8 protein-coding genes and 4 pseudogenes are annotated in these 16,019 nt (G+C 67.5%); 8 read left to right on the plus strand and 4 right to left on the minus strand.

What is annotated here, in order from left to right; translation table 11 throughout:
- Positions 1-16 precede the first annotated feature (16 nt).
- The 5 genes and pseudogenes from OG718_RS52640 (at position 17) to OG718_RS52660 (ending at position 4,750) form a co-directional block, all read left to right on the plus strand.
- Positions 17-292, plus strand: a complete 276-nt coding sequence (locus OG718_RS52640; RefSeq protein ID WP_328842896.1) for a hypothetical protein — start codon at positions 17-19, stop codon at positions 290-292.
- Between the two features lie 107 nt (positions 293-399).
- A pseudogene (locus tag OG718_RS52645) lies at positions 400-900 on the plus strand (transposase); the annotation flags it as partial.
- Positions 901-1,113: 213 nt separating this feature from the next.
- A pseudogene (locus OG718_RS52650) lies at positions 1,114-2,130 on the plus strand (IS110 family transposase); the annotation flags it as partial.
- 203 nt (positions 2,131-2,333) lie between these two features.
- Positions 2,334-3,128 (plus strand): annotated as a pseudogene (locus OG718_RS52655) (IS256 family transposase); the annotation flags it as partial.
- Positions 3,129-3,207: 79 nt separating this feature from the next.
- A pseudogene (locus tag OG718_RS52660) lies at positions 3,208-4,750 on the plus strand (ISL3 family transposase).
- Between the two features lie 178 nt (positions 4,751-4,928).
- Here the strand turns inward: OG718_RS52660 and OG718_RS52665 are convergent.
- The 3 genes from OG718_RS52665 to OG718_RS52675 form a co-directional block, all read right to left on the minus strand.
- Positions 4,929-5,270, minus strand: a complete 342-nt coding sequence (locus OG718_RS52665; protein WP_443054863.1) for a hypothetical protein — start codon at positions 5,268-5,270, stop codon at positions 4,929-4,931.
- Positions 5,271-5,689: 419 nt separating this feature from the next.
- Positions 5,690-6,364, minus strand: a complete 675-nt coding sequence (locus tag OG718_RS52670) for a CHAP domain-containing protein (protein WP_328842892.1) — start codon at positions 6,362-6,364, stop codon at positions 5,690-5,692.
- A 130-nt stretch (positions 6,365-6,494) separates the two neighbouring features.
- Positions 6,495-6,935 carry a hypothetical protein gene (locus OG718_RS52675; RefSeq protein WP_328842891.1) on the minus strand — a complete coding sequence of 147 codons (441 nt, stop codon included), beginning with the start codon at positions 6,933-6,935 and terminating at the stop codon, positions 6,495-6,497.
- 220 nt (positions 6,936-7,155) lie between these two features.
- Between OG718_RS52675 and OG718_RS52680 the strand changes: the two genes are divergently transcribed.
- Positions 7,156-10,872 (plus strand): nSTAND1 domain-containing NTPase, encoded by a 3,717-nt coding sequence (locus OG718_RS52680; protein ID WP_328842890.1) that lies wholly within the window; start codon positions 7,156-7,158, stop codon positions 10,870-10,872.
- A gap of 360 nt (positions 10,873-11,232) precedes the next feature.
- Here OG718_RS52680 and OG718_RS52685 read toward each other — a convergent pair whose 3' ends face one another.
- A complete protein-coding gene (locus tag OG718_RS52685) occupies positions 11,233-12,342 on the minus strand; it encodes a hypothetical protein (RefSeq protein WP_328842889.1) in 1,110 nt (369 codons plus the stop codon).
- 591 nt (positions 12,343-12,933) lie between these two features.
- Between OG718_RS52685 and OG718_RS52690 the strand changes: the two genes are divergently transcribed.
- The gene (locus OG718_RS52690; RefSeq protein ID WP_328842888.1) at positions 12,934-13,350 is read left to right on the plus strand and encodes a hypothetical protein; all 417 of its coding nucleotides are present in this window, start codon (positions 12,934-12,936) and stop codon (positions 13,348-13,350) included.
- Between the two features lie 41 nt (positions 13,351-13,391).
- Positions 13,392-15,929: an ATP-binding protein gene (locus OG718_RS52695; protein ID WP_328842887.1), complete on the plus strand. Its 2,538-nt coding sequence runs from the start codon at positions 13,392-13,394 to the stop codon at positions 15,927-15,929.
- The last annotated feature ends 90 nt before the right edge of the window (positions 15,930-16,019 follow it).

Here is a 16,019-nt window from a genome sequence, read left to right on the forward strand (position 1 = left end):
TCCTGTTGGCCATGCCATGGCCAACATCGCCGTCAACCTGCGACTGGAACACCTCAGCCCGGGCAGCATTCCGCCGGACTATCTCGCCCGCTTCTTCCAGACACCGGAAAGCGGCTACGCAACTCCACTTCCCCTGGATGCCTTCACCCCCGCCAGCCTGCGCGCACAGATGGACCTGGCCGTGCTAGCCGTCGGCAAACACCGTTGGAAACCGGGTACTGCCATGAACACCCCCCAACCCAGCTGCGTTCAAGCAGCTGCTGACCACCCGCTACGGCTACGGGACAGATGACATTCCGCACCGCGACCTGCTCAACGACACGGGCACGAGAATGGCGCCCTGCTCCCCTCGGGACTGTAAGACGTTCGGTGTAACTCCCGATCATGGAAGATGCATCGATGACCAGTGAGAACGTGGCCGCGCAGGAGCCTGTCGAGTCGGCAGCGGCTGTGTCGGCAAAGGCCGTGGACGACCAGTTGATCGACGAGCTGGTGAGCCAGGCCCAGGCCGAGGGCCTGCAGCTGACCGGCGAGGGCGGGCTGCTGCAGCAGCTGACCAGGCGGCTGCTGGAGTCCGCCCTGGAGGGCGAGATCACCGACCACCTCGGCTATGACAAGCACGATCCGGCGGGCAAGGACGGCGGCAACTCCCGCAACGGCAAACGCTCCAAGACCGTGCTGACCGACGTGGGCCCGGTGGAGATAACCGTGCCCCGCGACCGCGACGGCTCCTTCGAACCGAAGATCGTCAAGAAGCGGCAGAAGCGCCTGACCGGCGTCGACGAGATGGTCATCTCGCTGGCCGCGAAGGGCTTGACCACCGGCGAGGTCCAGGCCCACCTGGCCGAGGTCTATGGCGCCGAAGTGTCCCGCCAGACCATCTCCACCATCACCGACAGTCATAGTGATATGCGGGTCCCGGTAGCCGTGACTCGATCACTGACTGACGTCCTGCTGGACTGTCCTTGCTTTGATCTGTCCGGCTGCCAGGGCCCGTTCCGAGGCCCCGGCCGGGTGGATCATGACCTCATAGGAGCCTGGCCAGAGGCCCCCTGACTGTCCTGTCTGCCCCGCCCGGCCGGAGCCACCTCCGGTCAGGAAGGCATCTTCAGCATGACAGGAACGGATACCGAAGTCGTCGTCGAACATGTGGTGATCGGCGGCGTGGACTCCCACGCCGACACTGTTCACGTCGCCGTGGTGACCGACCGCGGCGGGCAGCTCGCCGACGCCGAGTTCCCCACAACCGCCGCTGGATACAGGGCTGCTCTGGCCTTCCTGGCCTCTCACGGCACCGTTTCCGCCATCGGTGTGGAGGGCACGTCCTCCTACGGGGCGGGCTTCACCCGCGCGGCCCGCGAGGTCGACCTGACCGTGGTCGAGGTCAACCGGCCGGACAAGGCCGAGCGCCGCCGGATCGGCAAGTCCGATCCCATCGATGCCTACGCCGCCGCCCGTGCGGTGGTCTCCGGGCGGGCCAGTAGCGTCCCCAAGGGCGATGCCGTCGCCGGAATCCGGGCTTTGCACAACGCGGCACGATCCGCGGTCAAAGCCCGTACCGCGGCGCTGAACCAGATCGGGCACATCCTGATCAGCGCGCCCGAGAGCATCCGCGCCAAGTACGAGGCGCTGCGGGGCGACCGGCGCATCGACGCCCTGGTCCGCCTCCGCATCGGCGGTGACCCGATCCTGACCGCCCTGCGCTCGCTCGCGCAACGCGTCAAGAACCTGACCACCGAACACGCTGCTCTGACCGCAGAGTTGGATGTCCTGGTCACGCGGTTCAACCCTGGCTTGCGCGCCGCCTTCGGCGTCGGCCCGGACACCGCCGCGCAGCTGCTGATCACCGGCGGTGACAATCCCGCGCGCCTGCGCACCGAGGCTTCCTTCGCCGCGCTATGCGGGGCCGCACCCGTGCCAGCCTCCAGCGGCAAGACCAACCGTCACCGGCTCTCGCGCGGCGGTGACCGCGCTGCGAACGGAGCCCTCTATCGCATCGCGCTCTGCCGCATGCGCCGTGATCAGCGCACCCGTGACTACGTGGCGCGTCAGGTCGATGCCGGCCGGACGAAGAAAGAGATCATCCGGCTCCTCAAACGCGCCATCGCCCGTGAGATCTTCCGCCTCCTGACCACGATGGGCGAGGTCCCGGAGATCGCGGATCTCCGGGCCGCCCGGCAGGCCAAGAACATCACACTGACCGCCGCGGCGAACCACTTGAGAGTCTGGCCCGCCGTTATCTCCAACATCGAACGCGGACTTCGCCGTGACGATGCGTTCGCCGACACCTATCGCAGCTGGCTCGCCGCCACTTGACCAACGATAGGAGCATCAAGGTCCTGGAGGGCATAGCCGAATGGCAGAGCCGACCGCTCGACGCCGTCTATCCGGTCGTCTTCATTGACGCCATCCACGTGAAGATCCGTGACGGCGCGGTCGCCAACCGGCCCGTCTACGTGGCCCTGGCCGTCACCACCGAGGGCCGGCGGGAGATCCTGGGGCTGTGGGCGGGCGACGGCGGCGAGGGCGCCAAGCACTGGCTGCACATCCTCACCGAGATCAAGAACCGCGGCGTCAGCGACGTCCTCATGCTCGTCTGCGACGGGCTCAAGGGCCTGCCCGAGGCGGTGGAGACCGTCTGGCCGCAGACGATTGTGCAGACCTGCGTGGTGCACCTGCTGCGGAACTCCTTCCGCTATGCCGCCCGCCAGGACTGGGACAGGATCGCCAAGCTTCTCAAGCCCGTCTACACCACTTCCACCGAAGAGGCGGCCCTGGAGCGGTTCGCCGAGTTCGCCGATGCCTGGGGCCGGAAGTATCCGGCGATCGTGAAGCTGTGGGAGAACGCCTGGGAGGAGTTCACCCCGTTCCTGCGGTTCGACACCGAGATCCGCCGCATCGTCTGCACGACGAACGCGATCGAGTCTGTGAACGCGCGGATCCGCCGGGCGGTCAAGGCCCGCGGACACTTCCCCAACGAGCAGGCCGCGTTGAAATGCGTCTACATGGCGATCATGTCGCTCGATCCCACCGGCAAAGGTCAGACCCGCTGGACCATGCGCTGGAAGACCGCGCTGAACGCCTTCGACGTCACCTTCGATGGCCGCCTGTCGGCGGCCCGTCAGTAGCCTCAACTACCCCAGTTACACCGCTCGTTTGGCCCTGTCTCACATTCGGTGGTGACGGAGGGTTGCCAAGGTCGTTGACATTTACGTGCGAGATGTCAACGAGCTTGTAGATGTGGTGTTCTCGGGGCTGTTACCGCTGGTCATCGAGGACGTGACCGACGAAGGCGAGCGGATCCTGGTGCGAGCACGGACGCCGACGGACATGGTGCCGTGCCCGAGTTGCGGGGCGCCGTCCAGGCGGGTGCATGGCTTTCACCTGCGGACGGTGGCCGACGTACCGGTAGACGGGCGACGGGCAGTAGTCCGTGTGCGGGTGCGGCGGCTGGTGTGTCCCACGCAAGGTTGTCGGCACACCTTCCGTGAGCAGGTGCCTGGGGTACTGGAGCGATACCAGCGACGTACGGCCCGTCTGACCAGGCAAGTCAAGGCCGTGGTCAAGGAGTTAGCGGGCCGGGCCGGGGCTCGTTTGCTGGCGATACTCGCGGTGGGCATCTCGCGGCACACCGCCCTTCGGACACTGCTGCGTATCCCACTGCCCACCGGCCGAATACCCCGCGTGATCGGCGTCGACGACTTCGCTCTGCGCCGGCGCCACCGCTATGCCACCGTGATCATCGATGCCGAGACCCACGAGCGGATCGACGTGTTGCCCGACCGCACGGCCGACACACTGGAAGCATGGGTACGCGCTCATCGGGGCGTCGAGGTCGTCTGCCGCGACGGCTCCGCGACTTACGCCGAGGCCATCCGCCGTGCTCTGCCCGACGCGGTGCAGGTTGGTGATCGCTGGCATTTGTGGCACAACCTGTGCGAAGCCGCGCTGAGCGAGGTCAAGGCGCACAGCACCTGCTGGGCCACCGTCCTGGACGCGCCCCTCTACGACGGCCCCCGTGCACAGACCACCCCTGGAACGCTGGCACCAGATCCACGACCTGCTCGACCAGGGCGTGGGCCTGCTCGAATGCGCCCGCCGTCTGCAACTGGCCCTGAACACCGTCAAACGCTACGCCCGCGCCGATCGGCCCGAGCGGATGCTCCGCGTCCCCAAATACCGCGCGAGCCTTGTCGACCCCTACCGCGAGCACCTGCGCAAACGCCGGGCCGAAGACCCCGCCGTCCCGGTCAAGCACCTCTTCGAAGAGATCAAAGACCAAGGGTTCACCGGCTGCCTCAACCTCTTGCACAAGTACATCAACCAAGGCCGCGCGGACGCCGACCGCAGCCACATCTCCCCGCGCAGACTCGCCCGCATGCTCCTCACCATGCCCGACAACCTCAAGGCCGAACATCAGCACCTACTGGACCGGCTCATCGCGGCCTGCCCCGAGATGACCCAACTCGCCGTCTGCGTCAGGGACTTCGCCCAGCTCCTGAAGCCTCACCCAGACAATGCCGACGCGCTCGAGCTCTGGATCACCCAGGTCCGCACTGCCGATCTGCCGCACCTGCATGCCTTCACCCGAGGGCTGGAGCGAGACCTCGACGCCGTGATCGCCGCGTTCACACTCCGCTACAGCAACGGCCCCACCGAGGGCGTCAACACCAAGACCAAGCGGATCGCCCGCCAGATGCACGGACGAGCAGGCTTCACCCTCCTCCGCCACCGCATCCTCCTCGGATAGCGACACCCTCCGTCACCACCGAATGTGAGACAGGGCCGCTCGTTTGACAGTCCCTCTCAGCGGCACTTCGTCAGAGATCGGCCTGGGCCGCGGCGCGCGCAGCTGCGCCAGTCGGCAGGACAACGACTGCAGCAGATCATGTGCTGGGGCAGCACTAGCACGGTGTGCGCGATATTGATCATGGTCGCAGCTCGGGGAATGCATCTTCCCAGACGTCTTTGATGGCCGTGCTGATGAGCTTGTGGAGCACGGGCCACAGCTCAAGCAGGATGCCTTTGTTGAGGAAGTGGCATAGGTCGTCATGCATGCCTTCGGCGAGCACGGTTCTGTACAGGCTCATACGCTGGCGCGGCCGGTCCAGATCGAGGACGCGCAGTCCGGACCACGCGATGTGCAGCGGCAGGTCCACCATCCCGTGCTCGGGCCCGGTCAGCTCGTCGAGGCTGGACGGCAGGCGTCGCCTGTACCTCGCTCGCAGCACCGATGCGATGTAGCCGGGGTCGTCGTTCACGGTGCCCATCTTCCTCTGTACGCCGGCTCCGGGCTGCACGAGCTGCTGCGCGTGGCCGGCGCGCTGGCCACGCGGTAGGGGCGGCAGCAGGCGAAGCGGGGCTCGTTGGTGTTATGCCTGCTCCTTTCCGACGAGCCCGCCTGGGGCAGGGGGCCGCTCGTTGTTCCGGCTTCGGGCGGTGGCATCGGCGCGGCGGTGACGTCCGTTGCCGGGCCGCCTGGCAGCGACGAGGATCACCGCCAGGGCGAATGCCGCTGGTACGGCGGTTCCGGAGAGGCAGAGACGGAGATGGCGGAAGCTGGGGACTGTGGGACTCATGGGCTCGCGTTCTCGGTGGGGTTGAGTGTGGTGGGTCAGAAAGAGCAGAGGGCCGAGGGCCGCCACGCTGCCGGCGGCCCTCGGCGGGACTGGCCGGGGCCAGAGCGGACTCAGGGGTGGGAGGCAAACCCGCGGAAGGTCTTTCCGGACATCGCGGGGCCGGATCCGGTCCACTGATAGGACTTGCGGGCGATGCTGTCCCGGTAGGGATTGACGTTGCCCTCGATGGTGGTGACGGTGCGTCCGGCGACGGCTACAACGACGCCGACGTGGCCGTGGGCGCTGTCACCGTTGTTGGTCCACACCAGTACGTCTCCGGGCTGGGGGAGCCGGTTGGGTGAGTAGGCGTGGAAACGGTCGCCCAGGCCGGTGCGCCACGCCTGCGAACTCCAGTAGTTGCGAGGGACGTTCCGATGCTTCCACATGGCGGCGGCGAAGTGGCCGCACCAGGGGAGCCCTCTGTAGCCGTTGTACACGTTGAGGTTGGCGTTGCTGCCGCCCCGGCCCAGGTAGTTGTAGCCGGATGCGGGGGTGCTGGTGTAGATCGTGCCGCCCCGGGTGAGACGGAACTTCTTGGGTGTGGCCAGGGCGCTGACGGCGCGGTCGACGATCTGCTGGCGCTCGCCGGCGGGCGCCCCCACTTGGGATGATGCGTCGCGCCCGACGGCCGCCGGGGTGGTGGTACGCGCGTCAGCGATCGTCGGGGACAGGGCAAGGACAGCGGCCGTGGTGGTCAGGAGGGCGGCTCTGGCCAGTGTCGGCGGGTGGCTGGTGTTTTTCGGCATGGGTGTACCTCGTTTCGTGGCAGAGGGTGGGAATGCCGGGCCGGTCGGCGCCCGCTTTTGATGCGGCCTGCGATTGGTTGGCAGCCGGGGCTGGGCCGGGTGCGGGCGCCGACGTCGTGCGGGCGCTGGGTCAGGGCGTCGTACGGACTGCGGTTCCGGCGATCTTGACTCCGTCGTCCGCCTTGGTGAAGGAGAGGTAGTAGTCGCCCTTGCTGGGAGCGTTCCAGACGGCGGAGCTGCCGCGCTTGCAGGTCAGCGTGCGTGAGCCGTGGTTGGTGTCACCGAACCAGCCGTCCTCCCACAGGGTGACGGCGAAGGTCCGTCCGGTGCCCGCGGTGCAGGAGCCCAGGGCCAGGGAGGTCCGCCCGGCGTTCTGGTGCCACTTGGACGAGTCGAGCCGGTAGATGAAGGAGAAGGAGAGCGGGGTCGTACCCGTCGGCCGTGTGGCTGCCGATGCGCTCGCCGCGACGTGGGTGGAGACCGGTGAGGTAAGGGCGACGGCTCCGGCGGGGATGGCGAGGGCGCCTGTCGCGGTGAGTGCGAGTGCGGCGGTGAGGATGCGCTTGCGCATGGTGTGTTCCTCCTGGGGAAGCGAGTGACGGGCCTGGGCCCGGTGGGCAGTGGTGCCCGCTGCTGGGATGTTTCGTCCAGCGGGGTCCGTGCGGGAACCCGTTGTCCGGGGCCGCCCTGTTCAGGCTCTGGACAACCCACGGCGACCTGCGGTTTTAGCTTTGGGTAGTTGCGTGGCTACGATGTGCTGCCTTGTGGGTCCGGGTGAGAAGGGGGCGCGTGTGTGGCCGGAGGAGCACGAGCAGGAGGCGCGGTTCGGGCCGGAGCTACGCCGCAGACGCGAGGCCGAGGGCTGGTCGCTGACAGAGCTCGCCGGGAGGGTGAACTACACCAAGGGGCACATCAACCGGGTGGAGAACGAGCAGAAGCGGCCCAGTGAGGAGTTCGCCCGCGCCTGCGACCGTGCACTCGGCGCGAGGGGCGTGCTGCTCGCGCTCGCGGCAGCCGGCCCCCAGCTGTGCCCGTATCCGGGGCTGGCGCCGTTCGGGATGGACGATGAACGCTGGTTCTTCGGCAGGGAGCGGGCGGCCGCGGAGCTTGTGTGCCTGTTGGGGGACCGGAGTACGGACGGACGTCCGGTGGTGGTCATCGGCCCGTCGGGGGCGGGCAAGTCCTCCCTCTTGCGGGCCGGGCTGGCCCCGGCGGCGGCACGCGGCGGCCTGCCGGGGCGACAGCCGGGAACCCCAGCCGTGCTCTACCTGACGCCGACAGCCCGGCCTATGGCGGAGCTTCGCACCCACGACGAGCGCAGGCCGCTGGACACCCATGCGCTGGTGATCGTGGACCAGTTCGAGGAACTGTTCACACTCTGTGGCGATGAGGCCGAGCGGGACGCTTTCACCGACGAACTGTGCCGGCTCGCCCAGGCCGGCCTTCCTGTGGTGGCCGGTGTGCGCGCCGACTTCTACGGATACTGCCTGGCCCACCCCCAGCTGCGCGCTGCGCTGCGGACCCGCTCGCTGCCCCTGGGCCCGATGACCCGCGCCGAACTCCGCCAGGCGATCACTGAGCCAGCCGCCGTGGCCGGACTGACCCTGGAGCCGGGCCTGGCGGAGGTCCTGCTGCGGGACCTGGGAGACCATGCGGGCGAAGCCGGTGTCCTGCCCCTGCTGTCCCATACCCTGCGCTCCACCTGGCAGCACCGTGACGACGGCGTTCTCACTGTTGCCGGGTACGAGCGCACCGGCGGGGTGCACGGTGCCGTCGCCGCGACGGCCGAGCGCGCCTACAGCCGACTCGCCCCGGAGGAGCAGGAGGCCGCCCGCCCGGTGCTATTGAGCCTGGTCCGCATCGGCGAGGGCACGGACGACACCCGTCGCCGCGCGGACCGGAGCGAACTGGCTGCCGACGAGCGAGCCGAAGCCGTGGTCGAAGAATTCACCCGCTCCCGGCTGCTGACCGCCGACGCCGAGCACGTCGAGATCAGCCACGAGGCGCTACTGCGATCCTGGCCCCGGCTGCGGGAGTGGATCAATGCCAACCGGGTCGGGCTCCTGGTACGCCAGCGGCTCACGGACGACGCCACCGCCTGGCAAGCCGCGGGTCGTGACGGCAGCCATCTCTACCGCGGGACCAGACTCGCGGCGGCCGGCGAGTGGCACGACGTCCGCTCCGGCCGGGCCGGGACCTTGGAGTGTGCCTTCCTCGAGGCGAGCCATCGGCACCAGCGGCGCGGTACCCGGCGCATGCGGCAGCTGATGGCGGTCATGGCGGCCCTCGCCCTGACCGCCCTGGTCGCGGCCGGGTTTGCCGTTGACGGCAAACGCGAGGCCGACCTCCAGGCCGACAGGGCGGTCTCCGCCCGGCTGAGCACCGAGGCCGATGCCGTACGGCCGAGAGATCCCGCGCTCGCGGCACACCTCGCCCTGGCCGGATTCCAGGTGGAGCACACCCCGCAGGCGCACGGCGCGCTGATCGGCTCGTCGGCTCCGCCGTACGCCACCCGTTACGTGACCGGCGGCCTGACCGAGGTGACCGCGTGGAACAGCAGCCCTGACGGGCGGATCCTCGCGGAGGGGACCGCACGGGGAGATGTGCGGGTGTGGAGTACGCAGGAGCAACAGTCGCACCGCCCGGTGACCATGACAGCGGCGAAGAGGGAGATCAACCAAGTCGCGGTGCATCCACGCCACGTGCTGGCCGTCGCCGCGGGTGATGATCCGGTACGGCTGTGGGATCTCAAGGACTTGCGCGGTACAAGTCGGCCGCCGCGTCTGCCCGACCTGAGCAACGGCAAGGGCCGCGTCGTGGCCCTGGAGTTCAGCGCAGACGGCAGCCGTCTGGTCATCGGAAACGACCAGGGCCAACTGGCATTGTGGAACACCTCGAACCCGCGCCATCCGGAACGACTGCGCACATGGCAGGCATACGACGCCCAGATCCTCGACCTGTCCGTGAGCCGTGACGGCCGCACCCTGGCCACCGTGGACGTCAACTACCGGGTCCTAGTGTGGAACGTCACCGCCCCTGATGCGCCACGATCCCGCTCCGTACCACGGACGAAGCGGAAGCAGGACGTCGAAACGGTCGCGCTCGCCCCCGACGCCCGTACCTTGGCTCTTGGCGCGGACCAATTCGTCCTCCTCTCGCATTTGACGCGGACCAGCGCGCCTACCGCACCGCAAGAGCTCTACACGTCTCCCAGCATGGTGACCGATCTTGCGTTCAGCGCCGACGGGACCGCGCTGGCCATGGGCGACATCGACGCCCACGCGCGGGTATGGGATGTAAGCGATGTCTGGAGCAAAAGGAGCTGGGAGACGACGCTACGCCTGACGCTCGACCAACCCGACCGCGTCGTGCGTCTCAGGTTCGGCCCGCGCAGTGACGCTCTCATCGTCGGAACACGCACCGGAGGCAGCCGCCTCTGGCACCCGCTCCCCCCGCTGGCCGGACACAGCGAAGCACTGAACAGACCGAAAACCAGCCCGAACCGCAAACTGACGATCACCACGAGCACGGATGGCACCGCGCGTCTATGGCGTATCTCCGGCACCCAGGCGCCGCTCCCGATCGGCGCACCCCTCACCTGCAAGGGACTCCCCCTCAGCGGCGCCGCATTCAGCTCCAACGGACGCAGAATCGCCCTCACCACGCGCGCCCCCGAGAACTCCGACACGAACGACCCATCGACATGGACCGCCATGTGCCTGTGGAATGTCGCCGACCCCACGCAGCCGAGATGGTTGGGCTATGGCCGCGCGCACCGCGAGAACCACATCAACGACGTCGCGTTCAGTCCCGACGGAAAGACCCTCGTCACTGGCGCCAATGGTGTAGGTGCCCTCGTCGTCTGGGACATCTCCAACCCTGCCGCTCCGGACCCGCACACGATCCTTCCCCTTCAGAGCGTGACATCGCTCGTATTCCTTGACGCGACCGGCGTGCTCGTCGTCGGCACCCAAAAAGCAGGCGTCCAGTTGTGGGACATCGACACACCGCACGCACCCCACCGCGTCCTGCGTCTCCCTGACGCCCCGAGCGCGGCCAGCCTCGCCTACGCCGCCGACAGGCACACACTCGCAGCAGGCTCCTACGACCAACTCGTCTACCTGTGGGACCTCTCGCATCCCTCCGCTCCGGTAGCGCTGCCTCCCCTACGGGGGCACAAAGGCACGGTCTGGCAGGTCGACCTCGACGCATCCGGGAAACACCTGCTGACCACCAGCGGCACCTCTCCCGGCCCAACCCGCGTATGGAACCTGGATGACCCGCACCGCCCGATGCAGAACGCCGCCGTCGAGGGAGCAACCGGACTGGGCGTCCTCACCAACGATTCAAGGGGATTCCTCGCCACCACGTCCGACTTCGCACTCCGGCGCTGGAGCACCGATGTACCCGCCGCTGTACAAGCCCTGTGCCAGGCAGCCGGCAGCCCACTGACAGCAGAAGAACACGACCTGTACGACATCGAGGGCATTGGTACACCGTGTACCTGAAGAGTCCCCGAACGGGTGTTTTCCAGGCCACGTACAAGTGCCAGATCGATCTGCGAGCGTTGCGCAATTGAGTGCTCCGCTTCCGAGCGGCGTCATGACGGAGTCCGGTGCCCAGGTGGGGGCGGTCTCGGCCCGCCTGCTGCCGCGGCGGGCCTTCGGCGGTCGGGTCCAGGCAGCCGGTTGTCGAACACGAAGTCTGTGAGCGTTCCGTCGCGCGCCGCGTGCATCTGGTGCCTTTTCGCCTGGAGATGGCGTCGTAGGTGGGTGAGGGCGCTGAGCGGGGTGGGCACCGTCGCCCGCAGTCGATGCTGGCGGGCCGGGGTGGCACACGCCTGCCGAGCGCGTGCCACCCCGGCCTCGTCACACGTCCGTCATCCGGAAGACGCCGAGCATGTCGTCGTCCCTCTTGCCGACCGTGGAGAAGGACGCCTCGACACCAACCCAACCCCGGAAGGCGTTGGAGTCGTCAATGACCTGCAGCATCGGCTTCACATGAGAGTTGCCCTCGTAGCACGTGGAAGTGGGCTTCGGAGCCAGGCAGGTGCACCAGTGCCAGTACGTGTCGCGGCGATCGTGCACGCCCACCCGCGTGAGGTAGTACTGGAGGGACGTGTTCGTCGTCCCCTTTGCGCATCCCTTCCGGCACTTCGCCGATGAGGGTTGAAGACGTGTCATGCAGTACGAAGCCCTGCCATCGCATACGGTGAATCGCTGAGGCTCGAACTTGCCCGTTGTCCCCAGCGTGAACTTGCCATGTTCCCAGGAGTCCATCTCAAGCTCGATCCGCCGCTCGTGGTTTTGTACCGTCTCCATCGCCCGGCGCTCGGAGAACGGGGCATTGCTCCCGTAACCGAATCCCGAACTCGCTTTCGTCGAGTACACGAACTCCAGGCGTGCGATTCCCCGCTCCGACCGCACCCTCCACTTCTCCGTCCACGGAGTAGCTGCCTCCCACTTGATCCACACCGTTCGGGCCTGCTTGCCGTTGACCGGTTCGGTCGCCAGCCGGTAAACACCCTTCCTCGACTCCGTGGCGGTGTCGCGGAAGCCCTTAACGGTCATGACCGGGCACCTGCGCACCCCTGGAGGGCTGGCTTTCTCGCCGGGAGCACAGTCGGCGCCCGGAGTAGTACCCGAGGGGACCCGCTCAGCCGGATTCCGCTGACTCCAGAAGTAGGTGCTCGCCGACACCGTGCCGGAGGCTGCATCGAACCGGTACCAGCCCAGGCGCACCCAGTTCCTCGGGGACGCGCCCTTCAGATACCCCGTGGAGACAACGAAATTCGACTTCTCACCCGGCAGTTCGGCTGGCGCGGCCTGTACCGGCCCCACGGCGGCCAGGATCAGCACCAACGGCAGCAGCAACGTTCGTAGCTTTCTGAACATGCTGTTGACCCTGGACGCGCACACACGCTGGCGCACTTCAACACGCAGCATGATGACCCGGCGCTCGGGGTGAGAACCGGCCATGCAACACCTCCACGCGCCCCTCATACGCCGAACAACGGGAGGGCGCGATCGGACCACTGCCAGCGGCGGGAACGGGAGCCAGTCCTATGTGACTTGGACGTGCGCCGACTACGGATCTCGTGGCGGCAGGCCCGCCGTCCTGTGTGTTCCCGCCGCGGGAGGAAGTTCACCGACGACCGTTGGAAAGCTGCTGAGCCCGGTGACGGGGGAGGCCCACGGGCACCCGCACCACCGCGTCCATGGAGCAGGGTGATCGAGACCGCAGACCAGGTCGAGCAGGATGAGAGCGCGCCAGCGGCGACAGAGTCCCGGCTCATGGTCGGCTCCTGCGCGCAACTGCGCAGATGGCCGCCCTGTACGCAACGAGGAAGCCTCAGGGGGCGCAAAGCCCCGCTGGCGCTGCCCTCATACGGGTGACGCAGTGCCACTGCGGGTCCATCAGGTCTTCCGCGCAATGCACTGTGGTCCTCGCGGGAGACCCCACGAACCGCAGGAAATGCCTGCGTTGCGTGGAACCCGGCCGGGGCCATCGGGCGGTCTTCGCTGGCACCGTGAGAATTCACTGTCGGCGCATGTAGTGGGAGGGCAGCTATGGATCCGCTGGTAATGACCGCAGCAACGGCGTTGGTAGGCGCCATGGCCACGGACGCATGGCTGCAAGCCAGGACTGCGACCGTGGCATGGTGGCGCAGTGCCAAGCCCAGCCAGGCCGCTGAGGTGGAAAACGAGTTGGAACAGGCTCACACGCTGCTGAGCACGGCACGTGAGCGTGGCGATGTGCAGATGGAGCAGGTGCTGGTTCAGGCCTGGAGCTTGCGGCTGCACCGACTGCTGGCCGACGAACCGGACCTGATGCCGGGTCTACGGCAGTTTCTTGACGAACACCTTCACGCCGCTACTGCGTCGCCGGAGACTCCCGGGACCACGTTGATGACAGTGCGGGCCGAGGCGACAGATTCCGCACGTGTCTATGTAGCCGGCCGGGACCAGCACATCAATGGCCCGTGAACGTCTGCTCCTGCAGCAGCGGAACCAGCTTTGTGCACCGTATGGACCTCCGTGCGGCCGATGCCGCACACCTCTACGCGGCAGGACGAGACCTCCATATCGGAACGCAGCCGCCCCAGGCACCAGCCGCGGCGTTGCGGACGCTGCCTCGGGACACCACCGCATTCACCGGCCGCCGCACTGAGACGGAGCACTTGCTGGCCAGCGCGTCCTCGGCGCAGAGTCAGGGCATCCACATCGTCAGTGGCATGCCCGGCGTAGGAAAGACCGCCTTGGCGGTGCATGTCGCCCATCTCCTCGTGACCTCCTACCCGTGCGGTCAGCTATTCGTCCGGCTGCACGCCCACACTCCTGGTCGGCAACCCGCTGACCCCGCCGAAGCGCTGGGATCACTGCTGGTCGGTCTGGGTGTGGATCCCCGGCACCTTCCCCACAGCCTGGATGCCCGGTCGCGCCTGTGGAGAGACCGCCTTGCCGGGCGACGCATACTGATCGTTCTCGACGATGCCGCCTCGCGCACACAAGTGGAACCGCTCCTGCCCGGAGATCCCAACTGCCTGGTCATGATCACCAGCAGGCGCCGTCTGGCCTTTCCCGAAGGCGCCGCGTCACTCGCCCTTGGCGTGCTCCCGCCGACAGATGCGAGCCTGCTTTTTACACGGCTGGCCGGCCGGGAGGTCCGATCCGCCCAGAATGACGCTGTAGCTCGGATCAATGAGCTGTGCGGCCGCCTTCCGCTCGCCATCGCATTGCTGGCGAGCCGCATCGCCCACCGACCCCACTGGGATCTGGCCACCTTTGCCAGCGAGCTGGCCTGCGCCCAGGACCGCCTGGAGGAACTTGCCACAGGAGATCTCGCCACTGCGGCAGCCTTCACCATGTCCTACCGCGCTCTGCCGTCCGGTCGGAAGCGTCTCTTTCGTCTGCTGGGCCTGCACCCCGGGCCCGACATCGACGCCTACGCCGCGTCTGCACTGACCGGCACACCGTTGCCCGCCGTGCGGCGTGAACTCGAGGCCCTCTACGACGACCACCTCGTCGACTCGGAGAGGCCCGGCCGATACCACCTCCACGACCTGCTGCGCATGTACGCACGGGACGCGGCCAACGCCGATCCCGCACAAGAACACACAGAAGCCATTGACCGGCTGACGGACTACTACAGGCAGGCCGCTGCAGCAGCCTGCCGGCACGGTACGGCCGAGGTTCACGCTCCACTGCCCCCTTCAGGACCGGCCCTTGCTCTACCAGAACACGCCACACACCAGGACGCTGTGGAGTGGATGAGGGCAGAGCATGCCAATCTCACTGCTTGCGCTCTGCACGCGGCGGAATCCGGCAGGCACACTCAGACCTTCCGCCTGGCCGCCACCCTGGCCGATTTCCTCCATCACAGCGCTCACTGGGGTGAAGCTGCCCGGCTACATGAGGCTGCCGTGCGCGCAGCCCTCGGCGCCCGCGACCAGCGGGCCACAGCGACGGCGCTGTACAACCTGGGCCGTGTCCACTCCGCGACAGGCAATTTCGAGCGCGCCGCAGCACTGCTGCGCGCCGCAGCCCGGCTTGCTGCTGCCGAGAACCTTCCGGCACAGGCCCACGCCCTGTGCGCCCTGGGCCAGGTGCGTTTCGCCACGGGCGCCTACCCCGAAGCAGGCCGTCATCTGCACCAGGCACTGAACCTGCACCGCGCGGGTGTCAATCGCCTCGGCGAGGCGGACGCCCTGTGGGAGCTGGGCCGCGTGCACGACATCACCAGTGATTTCCCGCAGGCGGCAGTACTGGCCCGACAGGCACTGGACCTCTACACATCGGCGGAACATGAACCTGGTCAGGCCAAGACCCTGTGGCTGCTGAGCCGGATCCGCCACATGACAGGGCACTACGCCGAGGCCGACCAGCTTGCCGGGCGGGCGCTGATCATCTATCGCAGACTGCGAGAACGTACCGGTGAAGCAAACGCCCTGTGGGAACTAGGCCGAGTGGCATGCGGGAGAGGAGACCAACTGACGGCAGGCCGCTTCGGCCAGCAAGCACTCACCCTCTACCAGACCCTGGGGGACCGGCTGGGGGAAGCCAGCGCTCTGTGGCTGCTGAGCCGGATTCTGCTCGCTGCACACGAAGCGGCCGCGGCTGAAGACCTGGCGCAACAAGCCCACGACCTGTACCGCAGACTCGGCAACCAACACGGCGAAGCCAATGCACTGCTAGAACTCGGCAAGGCCAAGACCATGTCACAGCATCACGCGCAGGCCACCGTGCTGCTGACTCGCTCTCGCGAACTGTTCAGGGCAGCAGAGGACATCCAAGGAGAGGCAGAAGCTCTCAACAGCAGCGGCGACCTGCTGGCGGTCACAGACGCCCCCCGCGCGCTGGCCACATACGAGCAGGCCCTTCACCTCGCGCGGCAGGCCAGTAGCCCCAAGGACCAAGCCCACGCCCTCGAAGGCGCAGCGTCCTGCCATCAGCGCTGCGGACGATGGCGCGCTGCACTCACCTGTTGGGCGCAGGCTCTGAGCTTGCATGAGTGGATGGGCACCCGGCCCGCACTGGCCACGTGCTCCGTCCTCGCCCCAATCTAGTGTCTCGTGATCCTGATTGTGTTACTTCGAGTTAGTATTGAAGATTTTCTTCGTATTGGCCTGGACGAGTCAGACCTTGGCAAGGATCTC

The organism is Streptomyces sp. NBC_00258 (assembly GCF_036182465.1).
Classification (GTDB): Bacteria; Actinomycetota; Actinomycetes; order Streptomycetales; family Streptomycetaceae; genus Streptomyces.

Bases quoted from the DNA above. Each gene is read 5' to 3' on its own strand.
- OG718_RS52640 (WP_328842896.1), top strand. From the start codon at position 17: ATGGCCAACATCGCCGTCAACCTGCGACTGGAACACCTCAGCCCGGGC.
- OG718_RS52665 (WP_443054863.1), bottom strand. From the start codon at position 5,270: ATGGGCACCGTGAACGACGACCCCGGCTACATCGCATCGGTGCTGCGA.
- OG718_RS52670 (WP_328842892.1), bottom strand. From the start codon at position 6,364: ATGCCGAAAAACACCAGCCACCCGCCGACACTGGCCAGAGCCGCCCTC.
- OG718_RS52675 (WP_328842891.1), bottom strand. From the start codon at position 6,935: ATGCGCAAGCGCATCCTCACCGCCGCACTCGCACTCACCGCGACAGGC.
- OG718_RS52685 (WP_328842889.1), bottom strand. From the start codon at position 12,342: ATGGCCGGTTCTCACCCCGAGCGCCGGGTCATCATGCTGCGTGTTGAA.
- OG718_RS52690 (WP_328842888.1), top strand. From the start codon at position 12,934: ATGGATCCGCTGGTAATGACCGCAGCAACGGCGTTGGTAGGCGCCATG.
- OG718_RS52695 (WP_328842887.1), top strand. From the start codon at position 13,392: ATGGACCTCCGTGCGGCCGATGCCGCACACCTCTACGCGGCAGGACGA.